Here is a 17,438-nt window from a genome sequence, read left to right as displayed (position 1 = left end):
AATGTACAATTTTAAACAATAACATTTAACACCAAATTATCATGAAAACAATGAAAAAACTTTTAAGAAAAGAATTATCTGAAATTTTAGGGAATGGAATCGGAGGATGCCATATGGGAGGTAACTCTTATAATTGCCAAGACGACTGCCAATGCGCCTGGGGGTATGCGTGCGAAATGTATGAAGACGGAAATCCCGGACAATGTATCGCTGTAGGGGGCGGTGGTAATCCTGGCGGCGGCGGATGTAACCCTCCTTCTATCTGCGAAGAACAACCTTATTAATAATGAAAAATCGGAAGTAGTGATACTTCCGATTTTTATTTTCATCCGAAAACAGATTCTTGTCAAAGCTTTTCTACCGTTCATCAAATAAAATTCCTCCCATGCCCTGAGAATTGTTGTTTTGCATCCAATTTCTAACAATAATAAAATTATGAAACAACAATTTTTAGCATTCTCTGCTCTTTTATTGTGTATCACTTGCTCTGTGGATACTCATGCTCAACAAAAGACAGCTTTTCATATTGGGGTAAAAGGAGGGGCCAATTTTACCAAAACGTCAACGGAGTCTTCTTCCTTGGAAGGAAAATACGGTTTCGGATATCAGGCAGGAATCGTGACAAGGTTCGATGTCGGAAGCCTGTATGTACAAGGCGAAGCGTTATTCAACAAAAGAAAAGCCTCTTACGATGTAAAAGAAGGAGGTTCTGCAAAGCTGACATGGAATGCCATTGATATTCCTGTAGTAGTAGGATATAAAATCATAAAAAATGATGACATGAATCTAAGAGTATTTGCCGGTGGAGTGTACAGCTATGCTTTCAACAACAGTTTATCTGCTTCTCAAAATTTTCAGGATGGTTTTAAAAACTTTGACAAATCCAACATTGGGATTACAGGAGGTCTTGGGATGGATTATAAAAACTTCACGGTTGATCTCCGGTATGAAACCGGGCTTTCAAATATCAGTAAAGATTTCAAATCCAAACCTCATGGTTTCAGTCTTGGAATAGGTTATTTTCTATTCTAAAAACTTCAATTATCTTTACGTGTTAGAAACTGTTATTCCTACAGTTTCTAATTTTTTTTATCAAATCATTGTAAATCTTTATGATAAAATCTTTTGTACAGAAAGAATACCTGTTTACCATTATATTCTGGTTTGTTTTTGCGATCGTTCTGTGGTGTAATTTCCAGACCACAACAGAGGTTTATCTGGCAATGGTTCAAGCGGTTATCGTTACCGCCTGCTCTTTTTTATTCACTCACTTTTTGACCAATAAACTTCTTCCCAAAGCTTTAAGGGAGAAAAGGATGAAACGGTTTCTTCTTCATGCAACCTTGGTTATCATCCTGCTGAGTTTACTCTTTTCCATTATTTTCACCTATGTTGAACTCGCTCCCAAAAACAGACTTCCAGAGAATCTGCACGATCAGCTTCCTTTTTTATGGCAGGGTTTTTATATGTCTTTACCAGCTTCATTTCTTATTAATGGCGTCTCCTGTGGAATAAAATTCTACAAAGAACACGGAAGAATTGAACGTGATCATATCCTTCTCCAACAGGCTCATCTGGAAAACCAGCTTAAACTTTTGCAGGATCAGATCAACCCTCACGTTGTATTTAATATTCTGAATCACATTCATATTCTTATGAAGACCAATACGGAACTTGCAGACTTTCTGCTGATGAAGTTTTCGGATATTCTCAGGTATCAATTGTATCATTGTAATCAAAATCTGGTATCGCTTGACAAAGAAATCGACTATCTTAAAAATCTGATTGAAGTGGAAAAATTACGTTGGGGAAACGAGCTGAATGTAAATTCCACCATGGAGTTTCAGAGTAAAACAGCTTATATTGCTCCTCTCCTTCTGGTTCCTTTTATTGAAAATGCATTCAAATATGTGTGTCGGCTTCCCGGCCAGACCGGTTATGTGAAAATTATCTGTAAAGAAGAACATCATACTCTTTTCCTGTATGTTGAAAATTCATATTCCGATATTCCCCTTCAAAAAAAGAAAGACGGAACAGGCGGAATCGGCCTCCAAAATGTAAAAAAACGTTTAAAATTACAATATCCTGATGCTCATGATCTTACCATTGAAACTGATCATCTGATTTATAAAGTAACTTTAACGCTAAAACTGTCTGAAGAACATGAGTAATATCCCCAAAATGAAATGTCTGATTATCGATGACGAACCTTTGGCCAGATTCCACCTTAAAGAAATGGCAGCACAGATTGATTTCCTGTCTGTAGAAGGTACCTTTGCAACAGCACTGGAAGCCAATACCAAGGTAAAAGAAAGTGATATTGACCTTCTTTTCCTTGATATCAATATGCCTTATCTTAATGGTATTGATTTTTTGGAACAGCTTGAAAATCCCCCATTATGTATTTTTACTACAGCCCATTCTGAGTATGCTTTAGAAGGATTTCGTCTGCAGGTGGTAGATTATCTTTTGAAACCTATTGCTTTCAACCGTTTTTATCAGGCTGTTAATAAAGCTCAGCAACAGTTTATTGCCAATGAAAAACTAAAGAAGAACACAACGCTAGATGATCCGTTTCTCTATGTAAGGCAGTCTGACAGTTTCATCAAAGTATCCTGGGTAGATATTTTATATATTGAAAGTATGCAGAACTACACCAGGCTTCATTTTAAAGATAAATCCCTGATTATTCATCAGACTATGAAAGCAATTGAGGAGTCTCTTCCTTCTGATCATTTTTTCAGGATTCATAAGTCTTACCTCATCAATATCACCCACATTGATATGATTTCCGGAGGTCGTTTATTCATTAATAAAACCGAGCTTCCTATTTCACGTACAAGAAAAGAAGAACTGCTGAACCAGGTGGTTTATAAAAAACTTATCAGCAAATAGAAATTAAAAGGGAAGAATAAACACCTTCCCTTTTTATAGTTATTCTATGGCAGGTTCCAGCGTAAGGATACTGCAGCATAAAATGTACTTGAAAACCTTGGATCGGCTATTTTTTTGTCTCTGAAAATACTTTTGATTTTCCTGTCATTTTCACTGAAACTTCTCAATAAGGCGGTTCCTCCCGTAAAACGTAGCGTAAGCTTATCATTGAGCTTCAGTTCGGGCCTGATCCCGGCAGTGATTTGCTGGTAACCCATTAAGATCGATTTCCCGTCTTTATTTCTTTCCACAGTCATTCCGTTGAGGTTAACTACCGCTTTTAATGCAAATTTATCGGAGAATAAATAACCAGCTTCCATCCCTTCCGGAAAATTGATATTGAATTTAATTTTTCCGTTGGTTTTCCAGTCAAAATAAATCCATGGCAACACCATAGGTACACCGAATGCTGTGGTAAGTACAGGCCCTCCTCCTAATGCGAGATTCGGATTAAAATGTCTGATAAACAGAACTCCTCCCTGTCCCAACACATCATCAAAGTTCACTTTTTCCATATCGGTGTACACTCCTACGGATGCTGTCATCATCATGCTCCACTTTTTTCCCAGAGGTCTCATATGCTGTATTCCCACTTGTGCATTCAGCATCTGATCTGGAAATAAAGAGGTTTCGTAATTTTTATGGGTCATCTTTGCATAAGATCCTCCCACAAGCATAGACCAGGCTTTTACTCTGCCATTTTCATCTTTTTTTACCGATAATGGAATACTCAGATTCAGGCCTATTCTTTTAAAATCACTTTTAGAATTTGTTTTCAGACTGTCCTCCGGGCGGATGTAGTTTGAAAAAGGAATATATTCAGTTTTAAGTTCCGCTGAAATTCCGGTTTGAGCTTTAAGCAAGGTTCCTAAAGGCAATAAACAGCAGAAAGCTGTGAAAAGACTTCTTTTCATATTTTAAATTTTATGCAAAGAGAGCCTTTTGACAATTTTTCACAAAAATTACTTGATTAAGTGCCCGGATGGTATGACAACATGATCAAATAATAGGATTTAACTTTCCGGCAAAATCAAATAGTTAAACTATCGGTTTCTGAGTCTTAAAAATACGATATCCGAACCCTACAGCGATCAATGCCATTACCGAACGTGTTACCACCATTGGAATGATAGAGTCTGCTTCTAAGAATCCTATTAACCCTGAGATTAAAAAGGTAACCATCAGCTGCATGAATCCCAGTAATGCTGCTGCAGTTCCTCTTCCTTCTTTAAATGGAGATAAAGCATGAGCCGATGTAATAGGAAACAAAATACCAATCGACAGTAACGACAGATAAAGCATCGCAATTTCCAGTGCAACCGAAAGATTTTCAGCCGCAATCAGGATATGAAGTGTACATACAACCAGCAACACAATGGTAGCGGTAAATAAAAGTGTTGAATTGCTTATTCTTTTAATCAGTTTTGGAGTAATATAAGCAGCTGTTATCAAGGCCAATGAGTTGAAAGCAAAGATAAAACTAAATGTACTGCTTGAGAACCCATGAATCTCCATGAATAAAAACGGAGCATTTGAAATGTAAATAATCAGAGAGGCAAACGCAATACTTCCAACCATGGTACTGTTGATAAAATCTTTATTGGAAATGATCATTTTCAGTTGGTCTTTCAATCCTTTTTCATTCAACACCTCATCATCCGAAAGAGTAATTCTGGCATTGGTTTCCGGCACATATTTATACACCATAAAAAAAGTAATCAGCCCCATAATACATAAAAAGGCGAAAGAACTGTTCCAGCCCCAGAATTTAAGAAATACACTTCCTAATAGCGGAGCAACAATAGGAGCAATACCACTGATCTGCGACTGCTGGGAAAAGATAGTGACCGCTTTATGTTTATCATAGAGATCAATAATGATCGCTCTTCCGATCACAATTCCGGCACTTCCTCCGAACGCCTGCAGAAAACGCATTGCCCATAAAACATAAATATCTGAGGTAAAATAAATTGCCGTTGCACCCACAATAAATAGCAATAATCCGCAATATAACATTGGTTTACGACCTTTCTTGTCCGATAGTGGGCCCCATAAAAGTTGTCCGAAAGCAAATCCAGCAAAGAAAACAGAAATGGACACCTGTATATGCCCGATATCTGTATTAAAAATTTTAGCCATACTTGGGAAAGCAGGAAGGTAAAGATCTATACTCAGCGACTCTAATGTGTTGAGTAGTGCAAGAATAAACACTACAATATTCAAATTCTTCTTCATAAATAATGATAAGCCTTCATAGGCGATTTTTCCAGCTGCAAAATTGCTGTAAAAAGCATCATTTTTCAATAAAAGAACTGAAGGAAGGATAGCACAAACTGAGGATTGGCTAATCCATTTAGACCAAAATTATTTATTCAGGGTAAAAAATAACGGAACATTCTGAGGATTAACCTTTTCCTGAATTAAATCCATCTGGATTCTGTCCGGTATGCTTTTTAAAAAACCTGGAAAAGTAAGAAGCATCACTGAAACCTAGCTTAAAAGCAATTTCTTTTACTGTTAAAGCTCCAAAACTAAGCTCTCTTTTCGCTTCCAGAAGGGTTCTTTGGGCAATCATTTTTTTCACGGTTATTCCCCTGGAAAGTCTGACAATATCATTCAGATGATGAGCACTTATTTTGATCTGTTCGGCATAGAAATCTGTATTTTTTTGGGTAACGTAATGTTCTTCTATCAATGAAACTAACTGTTGAATTCTTGGTTTGTCATCTTCGGAGGTATTCTGCACCTGAATCTGATCTGTGATGATAAGACAAAAGGCTCTCAGGTAAGCTTTTAAAATTTCAACCCTTCCACCTCCTAAGTATTCGCGCTTGATCATTGAAATAAGCAGATTCCCGGTCTCGCTACTCTCTTCATCTAAAAAGAAAGGTTTTGCTCCATTTGCCAAAATGACTTCGGTATCGCACGCTTCTTTGAAAATTTCTTTGCTTATGGCCAGTACATATCCTTTTTCATCGCGTAGTTTCATATTAAAGACTTGCCCCGGAACAATAATGCAGATCTGATTGTTTTGAATGGTATAGCTCTCAAAATCCAGTTCAAGCTGACTGTCCTTATGAACTTCCTTGAACCAGATAATTTCGAAAAAATTGTGCCGATGTACATCCTCAAAATTTTCAGGATGGCCGTTTTCCAAAGTATTGACCTGGAATTCCTCAGAGACCAGATTATGGACAGGTATTTTTTTCTCAGATAAGCTCATCTGTAGGGTATGAAGTTCAACAATCTAATTGCCTAATAACAAAAACCACAGCAAAAAAAGTGCTGCGGTTTTCTACAATATTCAAAATTAAATATAATTTATCCATTCTGATTGCCCAAAAAGGCATCCCAACCTTGTGCCGTAAGAGCCACCAATTGGTTTGAACCTCTGGCTACCATAAAGTTTCCGTCTTCTTTTTCAACAGCATGTCCTATAATGGTAAAATCAGGATGGTTTTTAATTTTATCAAAATCATTGGATGAAATTGTGAACAATAGTTCGTAATCCTCACCACCGCTTAAAGCAGTCATAACAGGGTTTAAGTTCATTTCATCGGCAGTAGAAATGGTAAGGCTATCCAGTGGTATTTTTTCTTCATACAGTCTGAACCCAACATTAGACTGATCGGAAAGGTGAAGGATTTCAGAAGCTAAGCCGTCCGAAATATCGATCATCGAAGTAGGTTTGATGTCTAATTCTTCTAAAATAGTTTTAATATCTGTTCTTGCCTCAGGTTTTAATTGTCTTTCAAGGATATAATCATATCCTTCCATTTCCGGCTGCATATTCGGATCTGCAAGGTAAACCGCATGTTCTCTTTCCAGAATCTGCAGTCCCATATATGCTCCTCCTAAGTCTCCTGTTACTACAAGAAGATCATTAGGTTTTGCCCCGCTTCTTTTTACGATATTATCTTCGTTTTCAATTCCTACTGCTGTAATACTCATGACCAGCCCGGAGTTGGAACTTGTTGTATCTCCCCCAATCAGATCCACTTTGTATCTTGTACATGCTGCCTGAATTCCGGAATAGATTTCTTCCAAAGCTTCTACAGGAAAACGATTGGATACTGCAAGGGAAACTAAAATCTGTGTAGGCGTAGCATTCATCGCAGCAATATCGCTAAGATTAACTACTACAGCCTTATATCCAAGGTGTTTCAATGGAACATACCCCAGGTTAAAGTGTACTCCTTCTGCCAGAACGTCTGTTGTAAGAACTACTTTTTTATTTTCAGGGTTAATCACTGCCGCATCATCTCCTACTCCAAGTACTGAAGATTCATTAGACAGAGGAAAATGTTCTGTCAGATGTTTAATGAGACCAAATTCTCCTAGTTTCGAAATGGGCGTGAGCTCCTGTGATTTATCTTCAAACATACATTGTTATTTATAAGTGATCATTGATAAATGATAAATCAAGGATACTACTTTTCATTGTGTATCGTTGACGAATCATCATTCATCATTTATATATTTATTTCTGCCGGATCAATATTGTGTGGATGGAAAGGAAGTTTTTTGAAATCTTCTTTTGACAATACCACGGTTTCCGGGCTCTTATATTTATTCATCGCTTCCACAACATCATCCGGTGGTGTGGTCATTTTTCTAAGCATCATATCAATCCAAACTCCTGTAGCCTCAGCGGTAGCACAGTGCAATCCGTCCGGTGTATAGAATTTGTGTAAGAAACGGTAGATAGAAGAATCTTCTGAGCATCCGTCTATTTCAACACTTACGATCACGGTTTGATCTGCATAGATTTCTTTAAAGAAAGAATATCTTTCGTGCAGGATCACTGGGCCAATTCCCCATCTGCTCAGCTGGGTAACTCCCATTTTCTCTTTGGTCATAAAAGCCATTCTGGCTTGTGCACAATATTGTACATAGGATGAGTTGGCTAAATGCTTATTGGCATCAAGATCGCTCCAACGCACTTCAAATTTATGGTAGAAAATCATGTGAAAATCGTTTTTTGTCTCAATAAAATTATAATCTTCAAAAATACTCAAATAAGATGGTTTATAAAAATTGTACTTTTGAAAAAATAATCTTCAGCATAAGATTACCTACACATGAAACAGATCATCATTATCGGAGGCGGTGCTGCAGGCTTTTTCTGCGCATCGAACCTTGACGAAAAGAAATATAAGATTACCATTTTAGAACAGAACTCAGATGTCCTTCAAAAAGTAAAAATCTCAGGAGGAGGACGTTGTAATGTCACCCATGCCTGCTTTGATCCTCGCGAGCTGGTACAGTTTTACCCGCGCGGAAACAAAGAACTCTTAAGTGTTTTCACCAAATTTCAGCCAGGTGATACAATGGAATGGTTCGACCAGCGAAATGTTCCTTTAAAAATAGAAAATGATAACAGGACTTTTCCTGAAAGCAATTCTTCCCAAACCATTATTAATACTTTTTTAACCGAAACCCAAAAGAAAAATGTCTTGGTAAAGACAAAATCTGTGGTTAAAGAAATTGAAAAACACGGTGAAAAATATATTGTAAAAACCAATTCAGAGGATATTGAAGCAGATTATATCGTATATGCAACAGGAAGTTCGCCAAAATCATTAAAAATTGTTGAAAATCTGGGTCATAAAATTGTAGATCTTGTTCCTTCTCTTTTCACTTTTAATATTAAAGATGATTTGTTGAAAGACCTTCCGGGAACAAGTTTCGAAAATGCCGGAATTTCAATTCCAAAGCTGAAAACCGAAGAAAGCGGACCTTTACTGATTACCCACTGGGGGCTCTCCGGGCCTGCTGTTCTAAAAATCTCCGCATGGGAAGCCATCAGTCTGGCAAAGCTTAAATATAATTTTGAAATAGAAGTTAATTTCGTATCTATAGAAATGGATGAGGCAGAAGAAATTTTCCATAATTTCAAACAGAATAATCCTAAAAAGACCATCGGACAATCCAAAATCTTTGATATTACCAATAGATTCTGGCAAAAGATTTTAGATGTCTCAAAAGTAGACCTCAACAAACAGGTTGCTAATATTTCTGGGAAAGAGATGCAGAAAATTCTGGAAAACCTCTGTAAGAAAAAGTTTCAGGTTACGGGCAAATCAACATTTAAAGATGAATTCGTAACAGCCGGAGGAGTTGATTTAAAGGAAATTAACTTTAAAAACATGTCTTCCAAACTACTTCCCAATTTCTATATTGCCGGAGAAGTTCTCAATATAGATGCGGTAACGGGCGGTTTCAATTTTCAGGCTTGTTGGAGTGAGGGATGGCTGATTGCACAGGATCTTAATAGCTTATAAAAACATAACTTGTAATAAAACTAAACCATGAAAAAAACATTAGTATTCATTATAGGCTTTGGATTCGGACTTACCTTCGCTCAGACAGAGGACGCTAAAGCACAACCTTTAGAGGAACATCCGAAAGATCAGCAGCATATCGTAAGCAACATACCCTCTGAATATCCCGGAGGCATGATGGTACTTCGAAAAGATATTGCTGACAAAATAAGAACGAAAAGAATAAAAGGAGTAGGTATAATCACCGCAAGAGCAAAGTTTATAGTTAATGTCAAAGGCAAAATTGAAAACATCGTTGTAACGGGAGATAATGTCGATTTCAATAAAGAAACAGAAAGAGCTATAAAATCATTGAAAGCCCAATGGAAGCCAGCAGAATCCAATGGCACGATTGTACGCAGCTATTATACTTTTCCGCTTACTATCAACTTTGATTAGCAAACAATGCTTTATGCCAAAAGAAATATATATACCTTTTTTAAAATCCTTCTCATCATAGGGTTTGGGTATTTCTTTTGGTTGATGCTCAAAATCACATTAGAATATATTCCTTTTGATCCTGAAGTCAGTTTTTTGATGATCAAACAGACAGAAGTGGTAGAAAGACCGGAGTATCTCATATTTTTCTATACTCATGTTTATACCAGTATTTTTGTCCTTCTTTTCGGGTTTCTTGCGATGCTTCGGAAAGATTTTGGCTTCAAAAAGTTTCACCGCAATGTAGGTAAACTTTATATTTTTCTCATTCTTATTGTAGCGGCTCCATCAGGAATTTATATGGGAATATTTGCCAACGGAGGAATTCTCTCGAAGATTTCCTTTGTTATTTTGGGCGTTCTGTGGTGGTTTTCAACCTTTAAAGCCTATCAGCTGGCAAGGCAGAAAAAATTTAAAGCGCATCAACAATGGATGTGGCGGAGCTTTGCTTTTACATTATCCGCTATTACCCTGAGAATGTGGAAGGTTATTATCGTATATTTATTTCATCCTAATCCAATGGATATTTATCAGATCATTGCATGGTTGGGCTGGATTCCCAATATCCTTATTATTGAATATTTAATCACAAAAAAACAGATATGAAAATTGTAAATTACACATTGATCTCTTTACTGACAGTTTCTCTGATGAGCTGCAAGAAAGAGGGAAAAACAAATGAATCTGGGAAAGATTCCCTGACGGCTAAAAAGGACTCTGTTGTTATTCCGGAGGTTCACAAAGAATATTATGGGATTTATACGGGTGAGTTTATAGGCCTGGAAAAAGTCGTTGACCCAACAGACGGTTCTGAATATGATGTTGATAATTATAAAAAGATCTCTTTAAAGATCAACAGAATGACCAAAGACAGCGTGTATGGGCAAAGTATTGTCAATGGCAATCAGAGACCATTCAGAGGTGTTTTCAATGAAGCTACGGCCTCTTTTGTACTTGATGAACCTGGAAATGATAAAACAGACGGAAGATTTGAGGTAAAACTGAAAGGAGACAGCTTAACCGGAAAATGGAATGCCTTCAACAAAGCATCGGTAAAAGCGCCTTCAAAAACACTTAAACTGACGAAAAAAGAGTTTGTATACAACCCCAACTTCATGTTGGATAAAGATTCTGATCTTGTAGACTGGTCGAATCCTAAAGAGTTCACAGAAAAATATACCGACGAGCAAACCGGAAAAACAGAAAGCTATAAAACTTCTAAAAACCGTATTGCCTCGGATGCCATATTCAAGCTGAATGCATCCAAACAGAAACTGACGGAAAAAGATCTTAAAAATTTAAGAAAACTGGATCTTGAGATCATCAAAAATTCTGTATTTGCAAGACATGGCTATTCTTTCAAAAAAGAAACCTATAGAAATTTCTTTGAACAGACAGATTGGTATATTCCCGTTTCCAATAATGTAGATAACGATCTTTCTCCCATGGAAAAAGAGAATGTCGCTTTACTGAGCCGCTTTACCAAATATGCGGAAGATAAGTATGACAGCTTTGGAAGGTAGGTAGAAGATTCTTGTGATTAGATTACAGGATCAGGAATTAGAGGTTGAGACTTCTTTTTTCATGATTCTTACAAAAAGATAGAGGATCAGGCAGCCTACCGCATAGCAGAGATTATCGATCCATGAGAAAGAATTCCCAATAATAATATACATCAGGCTTCCAGCTCGGAAGCCTAGTTTTTCTGCAATATTGAAATACTGTGCAAATTCTACAAGAAAGGAAAAGATTAAAATTCCCAGAATCAGTTTTTCATTATTCACTCTGAAAAAGCTCTTTACAAACGTATAAAGAAGCATTACTACAATAACGTCTCCCAGATAGGCTCTTACAAAGAAAATATCTTTCCATATCGTAGCAATCAAAACTTCTACAAGAAAAATAAGTAGGGTAATAAGAAGATATTTAAGACTGAATTTTAATTGTATTTCCATCGTATTTTTTAAGTCATAAAAAATCGGCATTCAGAGAACACCGATTTTAATTATTTTAAGTAAGCAAATATATTATTTCTTCACTTTGATTGTACATCCGATAGCTACCGTTTTTGTCATTTTTACTGACTCACCCTTTATCAATGCATTTACGGCATCCTGAGCGTAGTATTCTGAAACGTCGTTCGGGTTATCATAATTATTGTCGATGGCACCAATATACTTTACGATATTCTTTCCGTTTTCTTTTTGCAGTACAAAAACATGGGGTGTTTTCGTGGCACCATATTGAGGATAGATCTTCTGCCCTTCATCTACCAGATAGGGAAAAGTGAACCCTTTCTGCTTAGCTCTGTCGATCATCTGTTTATAGCCATCTTCAGGCTGTACATTTGGATCGTTTGGATTGATGGCAATAACAGGATATCCCTGGCTTTTATATTTTTTGTCGAGCTCAATAATACGGTCTTCGTATTTCTTTGCATACGGACAATGATTACAGGTAAATATTACAATAAATCCTTTTGCACTTTTAAAATCGCTCAGAGAGACCATTTTTCCGTCAATGTTTTTAAGCTTAAAATCTGAAGCTTCATCTCCTACTTCATACCCTTTTGTAGAAGAAATATTTTCATTTTTGGGAGTATTTCGATCATGCGCTGTTGTTGTGAAACTCAGAAGAGCCGTTCCAACAATAAACGCAGTCATTACAATTTTCAGTTTTTTCATATTATAGATTATTTGTTATAAATTTTGGGTTATTGTATTTTCAAGGTCTTCTTTACTCATTTCTCCGTCGTTGAAATGTATTTTCTCCCCGTTCTTATAAAAAAGTGTTACCGGAATATTTCCGTCCCAGTCTTTTTCAAATCTTGGAATCCAGGTATTCATTCTTTTGATATCGTCCAGCAGAACAACTTCTGCGGTAAGATTTTTATTTTTAATGAATTTTAGGACTCTTTCTTTATCTGCAAGCCTGTCTAGAGACACCAGAAGCATTTTAAACTTTGGGTTAGCGATCTGTTTATTGTTAACGTCCATGAAATGTGGCATTTCCTTTACGCAAGGCCCACAAGTCGTTGACCAGAAATTAACAACAAGAAGCTTATCTTTTTCCTGTTGGATACGCTTTTCAAGTTCTTCATATTTCATCACAGAAAGCTGAGTCTGCTGAGCTTTGAAAATCGTACAGAATATGAATAATGCCGCTATTTGTATTAAGTTCTTCATATTCAAATTTAATAAATTAATGGAAATCAAATCCCTGTAAAACAAAATTATCTCTTCAAAAAAATATAAACAAGTCATTTTTTTCAAATATTTATTACAGAATTCTTTTATTTTCCAATACAAATCATTTTTTTTGATATTTTTACACTCGTTTAAGAATAAAACCATGAAAAAAATATATTTGCTTCTGCCAATATTCTTTTTGGTATCCTGCTCAAGCAGTAATGATGATAACGAATCATCGAACACCGACACCGATCCTAATGCTCCGGTTCTCGTTACTAAAATGGTAGCGGATGGAGAGGTATCAACCTATATGTACAAAGGCTCAAAAATTTCTCAAATAAATAATACCACAACTGGAGAAACTACCACCTTTATTTATTCCGGGAATTTAATTACCCAACAGATCACTTCAGGTGCATCAACACTCTATAAGACCAATTATACTTATGATGCCAACAGCAGACTGAGTAAAAAAGTATACGTTGAAACCTATCTTGTAGCAGGAGGTTCTTCCAGTGTAGAAACAGATTATACCTATCTTAGTGGTAATAATGTAAAGATAACCTATGTCACCAACAAAACAGGTGCTTCTGCCTCAAAAACGGGTTCTAAAACTGCGGTTTTAAATGCAGACGGATCTTTAAGCAGCTGGACAGAAACAGCAGCAGTTCCTAAAAATACAGGAGGATTCTATGCAGCAACCGGCATCCTAAAACCTATAGATTACGATACGAAGAACATGCCTTTTAAAAATATAACAGGGTTCTTAAAAATCATTGATTCGGAAGATGAAAATGGATCTAGCCACAATATCGTAAGCTACAGCAATATATTGGAATACAACAACGGTACTGGAAATGCAGAATGGGGAATCTTCAAGTCTGTGTACGAGTACAACAAAAGTGATTATCCTACAAGAAATTCAAGAACATACTATAACAAGGCAGGAACGAATGTTACCAATAGCGCATTCACGACCTACGAGTACAACCATTTATAACACACAGAGAGCCTAGAGCTCTCTTTTTTATTTTCCAATTCACATTTTATTTTTCACAATGTTTAGAATTAATTAAATGATTTTGTATATTTGAGTACATTCAAACTAAAATCACTATGAAAAATTTAAACATTACAAAAAGAAAATTAAGCAAATCTGAACTAAAAAAAATCAATGGAGGGAATGCTCCTATATGTGTAAGAGGATTCTGTATGGTTCCCGGATCAGATGATTTGTTCAGAGGGCATGTTGGCCCTGATGGATACTGCTGCTAGTCATTTTTTATATTAAAACAAAATCTCAAATTATACTACTATGAAAAAGACAACCCTACAAAAAAGAAAGCTTAGCAAAAAAGCAATGAAAGAAATCAGTGGAGCAAGACCTTTCTGCCCATTGGTAGTAAGCTGTTTCGATCCTCGCACTGGAGAGGAGATGTTCGGTGTTCAGGGTATCCAGGATGGAGCTTGCTGCTAAGAACTGTTTATAAAAAATGATTGGATTACCCTCCAATCATTTTTTTTATGGCGTTCAGCTTCATTAAAGCTTCAATAGGTGTAAGTGTATTGATATCTATTTTTGTAAGTTCTTCGCGGATATTCTCCAAAACCGGGTCATCTAACTGAAAGAAAGAAAGCTGCATATTTTCTTCGGTTACCCTTTTAATACTTTCTGAAGTGCCTCCGCTTCCCTGTGTTCTACTCGCTTCAAGTGTTTTCAGGATTTCATTGGCTCTGTTTACTACTTTTGCAGGCATTCCCGCCAGTTTTGCAACATGAATACCAAAACTGTGTTCACTTCCTCCCGGAACCAACTTTCTAAGGAAGATAATATTCCCTTTATTCTCCTGAATAGAGACATGAAAATTCTTCACTCGTTCGAAGTTAACGGTCATTTCATTCAGTTCATGATAATGAGTGGCAAACAGCGTTTTAGCCTGAGTAGGATGCTGGTGCAGATATTCTGCAATTGCCCACGCAATGGAAACCCCGTCATATGTGGAAGTTCCACGTCCTATTTCATCCAATAAAATAAGGCTTCGCTCCGAAATATTGTTCAGAATATTGGCAGCTTCGTTCATTTCCACCATGAAAGTAGATTCTCCCGCTGAAATATTATCCGTCGCTCCTACTCTTGTAAAAATCTTATCCAACATTCCTATTTCAGCATGTTTTGCAGGAACAAAACTTCCAATCTGAGCCAAGAGACATACAATAGCAGTCTGACGGAGAATAGCAGATTTACCGGCCATGTTAGGACCTGTCACCATGATGATCTGTTGTGAATCTTTATCTAAAAAGATATCATTTGGAATGTATTTTTCTCCTAATGGAAGAGCATTTTCTATAATCGGGTGTCTTGCTTCTTTCAGATCAATGGCATAGCCGTCATTCAGAATAGGTTTTGTATAGCTTTCCGAAACCGCGAGCTCAGATAAACCGGCTGCTACATCAAGTTGAGCAATAATGTTGGAATTCCCCTGGATCTGATCAATATAAACCATTGTTTCTGCACACACATTTCTGTACAGAGAAGTTTCCAGAACGCCGATTTTCTCTTCAGCACCCAAAATTTGGTTTTCGTATTCCTTTAATTCTTCTGTGATATATCTTTCAGCATTTACAAGGGTTTGTTTTCTGACCCAATCATCCGGAACTTTGTCTTTATGAGTATTTCTTACTTCAATATAATATCCGAAAACGTTATTGAAATCTATTTTAAGGCTTGTAATTCCGGTTCTTTCAATTTCTCTCTGGCACATTTCGTCCAAAAAACCACGGCCTTTGCTTTGTAGATTTCGCAGCCTGTCAAGCTCTTCCGAAACACCTTCTTTGATGATGTTTCCTTTCGCTATGCTTACCGGAAGTTCTTCATTCAGATGATTCTGCAGAAATTTGATCAGCTCTTCCAAATCAAATAAGGGTTCCAGCCAAGCTAACACATCAGCATGAGGATGCAATAATGCTTTGATTTTATGGATATTAATTAAACTTTGACGCAGATATCCCAGTTCTTTAGGTGAGATTTTCTCTGCGGCCAGTTTACCCATCAATCGGTCAAGATCGGAGATTGATTTCAAAAGCTGGCAAATCTCGTATTTCAGAGGATCATTTTCGTTTAAAAAATCGATCAGGGAAAGCCTTCTCATGATCTCATCCACTGATTTCAGAGGAAGAATAATTCTTCTTCTCAACAATCTTCCGCCCATTGGAGTGGAAGTTTTGTCGATAATATCCAGTAAAGATTTTCCTTGAGGGTTACTTGGATAAACGATTTCAAGATTTCTCAAGGTAAAATTATCCATCATCAGATAATCTTCCTGTGGAATGATCTGAAGTTTTGTAATATGGGAAAGCAGATTGTGATGAGTATCTTCCACCAAATACGCAAAAATAGCTCCTGCGGCGGTAATAGCTAATGGAGAATTCTCTACACCAAACCCCTTTAAAGAATTGGTTTTAAAGTGATTCGTTAATTTTTCATAGGCAAAATTATATTGAAAAGCCCAGTCTTCAAGTTTAAAAGCATTTTTATTTTTAAACTGTTCCGGAATCTGTGCGCTTCTCTGAAAAATGATTTCGCTGGGATCAAAGGTATTGACAATATGTAACAGTTTTTCCAGGTTCCCTTCACTTACTAAAAATTCTCCCGTAGAGATATCTACCAGAGCAATTCCATATTTTTCTTTTTCCTTGTGTAGAGATAGAAGAAAATTATTCTTTTTAGAATTTAAAACCTGGTCATTGAATGTTACTCCCGGCGTTACCAACTCGGTAACACCTCTTTTTACAATTCCTTTTACCATTTTCGGGTCTTCCAGCTGATCACAGATTGCGACTCTCATCCCCGCTCTTACCAATTTCGGAAGATAAGAATCAATGGAATGATGCGGGAATCCGGCAAGCTCTACACTTCCTTCTCCGTTATTTCTTTTGGTAAGCACAATGCCCAGAATTTGGGATGTTCTCACCGCATCCTGCCCAAAAGTTTCATAAAAGTCCCCTACTCTGAAAAGTAAAAGCGCATCAGGGTATTTACCTTTGATGGTATTGTACTGTGTCATTAACGGGGTTTCTTTCTTCGATTTTGCCATAGTAAAAAATGAGCCCCAAATTTAAAAAAATAAATTCACGGTGGGAGTATTGTTTTCCGGTTAATATTCTACACTTTTTCTTATCATTAATAAGTTGTATTTTCACCATAAAATCACATCTTATTATGGAATTTCCTGTTTTAGAGACCGAAAGGCTTATTTTACGACAACTTACCTTTAATGATACTCATGATCTTTTTGAATATTTTTCCCTGGATGACGTCATGGAATACTATGATCTGGATACATTCAAGACACTGGAAGATTCACAGCGTATTATCAAGCACTTTAATGGTGAGTTTGAAAAAGGAAAAGGTTTTAGATGGGCTCTGGAGCTGAAATCAGACAATAAAGTAATCGGAACCTGTGGTTATCACAACTGGTATCGTGAGCATTTCCGGGCTGAAATTGGTTACGAACTCAATCCTAAATTCTGGCGCCAATCTTACATGAAGGAA

At 36.7% G+C, this 17,438-nt stretch carries 21 protein-coding genes; 12 read left to right on the top strand and 9 right to left on the bottom strand.

Annotated elements, in window-relative coordinates:
• Nucleotides 1-50 precede the first annotated feature (50 nt).
• The 4 genes from ACL9RH_RS15250 to ACL9RH_RS15235 all read left to right on the top strand — a co-directional run bounded on the left by ACL9RH_RS15250 (nt 51) and on the right by ACL9RH_RS15235 (nt 2,895).
• Nucleotides 51-284, top strand: a complete 234-nt coding sequence (locus tag ACL9RH_RS15250) for a hypothetical protein (RefSeq protein WP_422694225.1) — start codon at nt 51-53, stop codon at nt 282-284.
• A gap of 151 nt (nt 285-435) precedes the next feature.
• Nucleotides 436-1,032 (top strand): porin family protein, encoded by a 597-nt coding sequence (locus tag ACL9RH_RS15245; RefSeq protein ID WP_422694224.1) that lies wholly within the window; start codon nt 436-438, stop codon nt 1,030-1,032.
• A gap of 80 nt (nt 1,033-1,112) precedes the next feature.
• The gene (locus ACL9RH_RS15240) at nt 1,113-2,171 is read left to right on the top strand and encodes a sensor histidine kinase (RefSeq protein WP_422694223.1); all 1,059 of its coding nucleotides are present in this window, start codon (nt 1,113-1,115) and stop codon (nt 2,169-2,171) included.
• Nucleotides 2,164-2,895 (top strand): LytR/AlgR family response regulator transcription factor, encoded by a 732-nt coding sequence (locus ACL9RH_RS15235; protein WP_422694222.1) that lies wholly within the window; start codon nt 2,164-2,166, stop codon nt 2,893-2,895. The genes ACL9RH_RS15240 and ACL9RH_RS15235 overlap by 8 nt, the downstream gene beginning before the upstream one ends.
• A 44-nt stretch (nt 2,896-2,939) precedes the next feature.
• Here ACL9RH_RS15235 and ACL9RH_RS15230 read toward each other — a convergent pair whose 3' ends face one another.
• From ACL9RH_RS15230 to ACL9RH_RS15210, 5 genes are all read right to left on the bottom strand, one after another.
• On the bottom strand, nt 2,940-3,848 hold the full coding sequence (locus ACL9RH_RS15230; RefSeq protein ID WP_422694221.1) for a DUF6268 family outer membrane beta-barrel protein: 909 nt from the start codon (nt 3,846-3,848) through the stop codon (nt 2,940-2,942).
• Between the two features lie 124 nt (nt 3,849-3,972).
• The gene (locus tag ACL9RH_RS15225) at nt 3,973-5,169 is read right to left on the bottom strand and encodes a multidrug effflux MFS transporter (RefSeq protein ID WP_422694220.1); all 1,197 of its coding nucleotides are present in this window, start codon (nt 5,167-5,169) and stop codon (nt 3,973-3,975) included.
• Between the two features lie 169 nt (nt 5,170-5,338).
• On the bottom strand, nt 5,339-6,157 hold the full coding sequence (locus ACL9RH_RS15220) for a helix-turn-helix domain-containing protein (protein WP_422694219.1): 819 nt from the start codon (nt 6,155-6,157) through the stop codon (nt 5,339-5,341).
• A 98-nt stretch (nt 6,158-6,255) separates the two neighbouring features.
• Nucleotides 6,256-7,317: a thiamine-phosphate kinase gene (gene thiL / locus ACL9RH_RS15215; protein WP_422694218.1), complete on the bottom strand. Its 1,062-nt coding sequence runs from the start codon at nt 7,315-7,317 to the stop codon at nt 6,256-6,258.
• Between the two features lie 89 nt (nt 7,318-7,406).
• Nucleotides 7,407-7,901 (bottom strand): acyl-CoA thioesterase, encoded by a 495-nt coding sequence (locus ACL9RH_RS15210; protein ID WP_422694217.1) that lies wholly within the window; start codon nt 7,899-7,901, stop codon nt 7,407-7,409.
• A gap of 114 nt (nt 7,902-8,015) precedes the next feature.
• Here ACL9RH_RS15210 and ACL9RH_RS15205 point away from each other — a divergent pair, with 114 nt between their 5' ends.
• The 4 genes from ACL9RH_RS15205 to ACL9RH_RS15190 are packed head-to-tail and all read left to right on the top strand — an operon-like array spanning nt 8,016 to nt 11,218.
• Nucleotides 8,016-9,218: an NAD(P)/FAD-dependent oxidoreductase gene (locus ACL9RH_RS15205; RefSeq protein WP_422694216.1), complete on the top strand. Its 1,203-nt coding sequence runs from the start codon at nt 8,016-8,018 to the stop codon at nt 9,216-9,218.
• 27 nt (nt 9,219-9,245) lie between these two features.
• Nucleotides 9,246-9,656 (top strand): energy transducer TonB, encoded by a 411-nt coding sequence (locus tag ACL9RH_RS15200; RefSeq protein ID WP_422694215.1) that lies wholly within the window; start codon nt 9,246-9,248, stop codon nt 9,654-9,656.
• Nucleotides 9,657-9,662: 6 nt separating this feature from the next.
• Nucleotides 9,663-10,301 (top strand): DUF2306 domain-containing protein, encoded by a 639-nt coding sequence (locus ACL9RH_RS15195; RefSeq protein ID WP_422694213.1) that lies wholly within the window; start codon nt 9,663-9,665, stop codon nt 10,299-10,301.
• A complete protein-coding gene (locus tag ACL9RH_RS15190; protein WP_422694212.1) occupies nt 10,298-11,218 on the top strand; it encodes a YARHG domain-containing protein in 921 nt (306 codons plus the stop codon). Before ACL9RH_RS15195 ends, ACL9RH_RS15190 begins: the two co-directional genes overlap by 4 nt.
• A gap of 30 nt (nt 11,219-11,248) precedes the next feature.
• On the opposite strand, the gene ACL9RH_RS15185 is transcribed toward ACL9RH_RS15190, so the two are convergent.
• The 3 genes from ACL9RH_RS15185 to ACL9RH_RS15175 form a co-directional block, all read right to left on the bottom strand.
• A complete protein-coding gene (locus ACL9RH_RS15185; RefSeq protein ID WP_422694211.1) occupies nt 11,249-11,650 on the bottom strand; it encodes a DUF2809 domain-containing protein in 402 nt (133 codons plus the stop codon).
• 72 nt (nt 11,651-11,722) lie between these two features.
• Nucleotides 11,723-12,379, bottom strand: a complete 657-nt coding sequence (locus tag ACL9RH_RS15180) for a thioredoxin family protein (RefSeq protein ID WP_422694210.1) — start codon at nt 12,377-12,379, stop codon at nt 11,723-11,725.
• Between the two features lie 15 nt (nt 12,380-12,394).
• The gene (locus tag ACL9RH_RS15175; RefSeq protein WP_422694209.1) at nt 12,395-12,880 is read right to left on the bottom strand and encodes a TlpA family protein disulfide reductase; all 486 of its coding nucleotides are present in this window, start codon (nt 12,878-12,880) and stop codon (nt 12,395-12,397) included.
• Nucleotides 12,881-13,046: 166 nt separating this feature from the next.
• On the opposite strand from ACL9RH_RS15175, the gene ACL9RH_RS15170 reads away from it, so the two are divergent.
• From ACL9RH_RS15170 to ACL9RH_RS15160, 3 genes are all read left to right on the top strand, one after another.
• Nucleotides 13,047-13,886, top strand: coding sequence for a hypothetical protein (locus ACL9RH_RS15170; protein WP_422694208.1), 840 nt, complete (start codon nt 13,047-13,049; stop codon nt 13,884-13,886).
• 116 nt (nt 13,887-14,002) lie between these two features.
• Complete coding sequence (locus ACL9RH_RS15165) at nt 14,003-14,161, top strand: hypothetical protein (RefSeq protein WP_422694207.1); 159 nt, start codon at nt 14,003-14,005, stop codon at nt 14,159-14,161.
• 40 nt (nt 14,162-14,201) lie between these two features.
• Complete coding sequence (locus tag ACL9RH_RS15160; RefSeq protein ID WP_422694206.1) at nt 14,202-14,363, top strand: hypothetical protein; 162 nt, start codon at nt 14,202-14,204, stop codon at nt 14,361-14,363.
• A 25-nt stretch (nt 14,364-14,388) separates the two neighbouring features.
• On the opposite strand, the gene mutS is transcribed toward ACL9RH_RS15160, so the two are convergent.
• Nucleotides 14,389-16,980: a DNA mismatch repair protein MutS gene (gene mutS / locus ACL9RH_RS15155; RefSeq protein WP_422694205.1), complete on the bottom strand. Its 2,592-nt coding sequence runs from the start codon at nt 16,978-16,980 to the stop codon at nt 14,389-14,391.
• Nucleotides 16,981-17,105: 125 nt separating this feature from the next.
• Here mutS and ACL9RH_RS15150 point away from each other — a divergent pair.
• A partial coding sequence (locus ACL9RH_RS15150) for a GNAT family N-acetyltransferase (RefSeq protein WP_422694204.1) occupies nt 17,106-17,438 on the top strand: 333 nt, incomplete at its 3' end.

Source organism: Chryseobacterium sp. Mn2064 (genome assembly GCF_049319685.1).
Taxonomy (GTDB): Bacteria; Bacteroidota; Bacteroidia; order Flavobacteriales; family Weeksellaceae; genus Chryseobacterium.
Note: the sequence above shows the minus strand (reverse complement) of the source record. Positions and strands in the feature narration are given on the sequence as shown.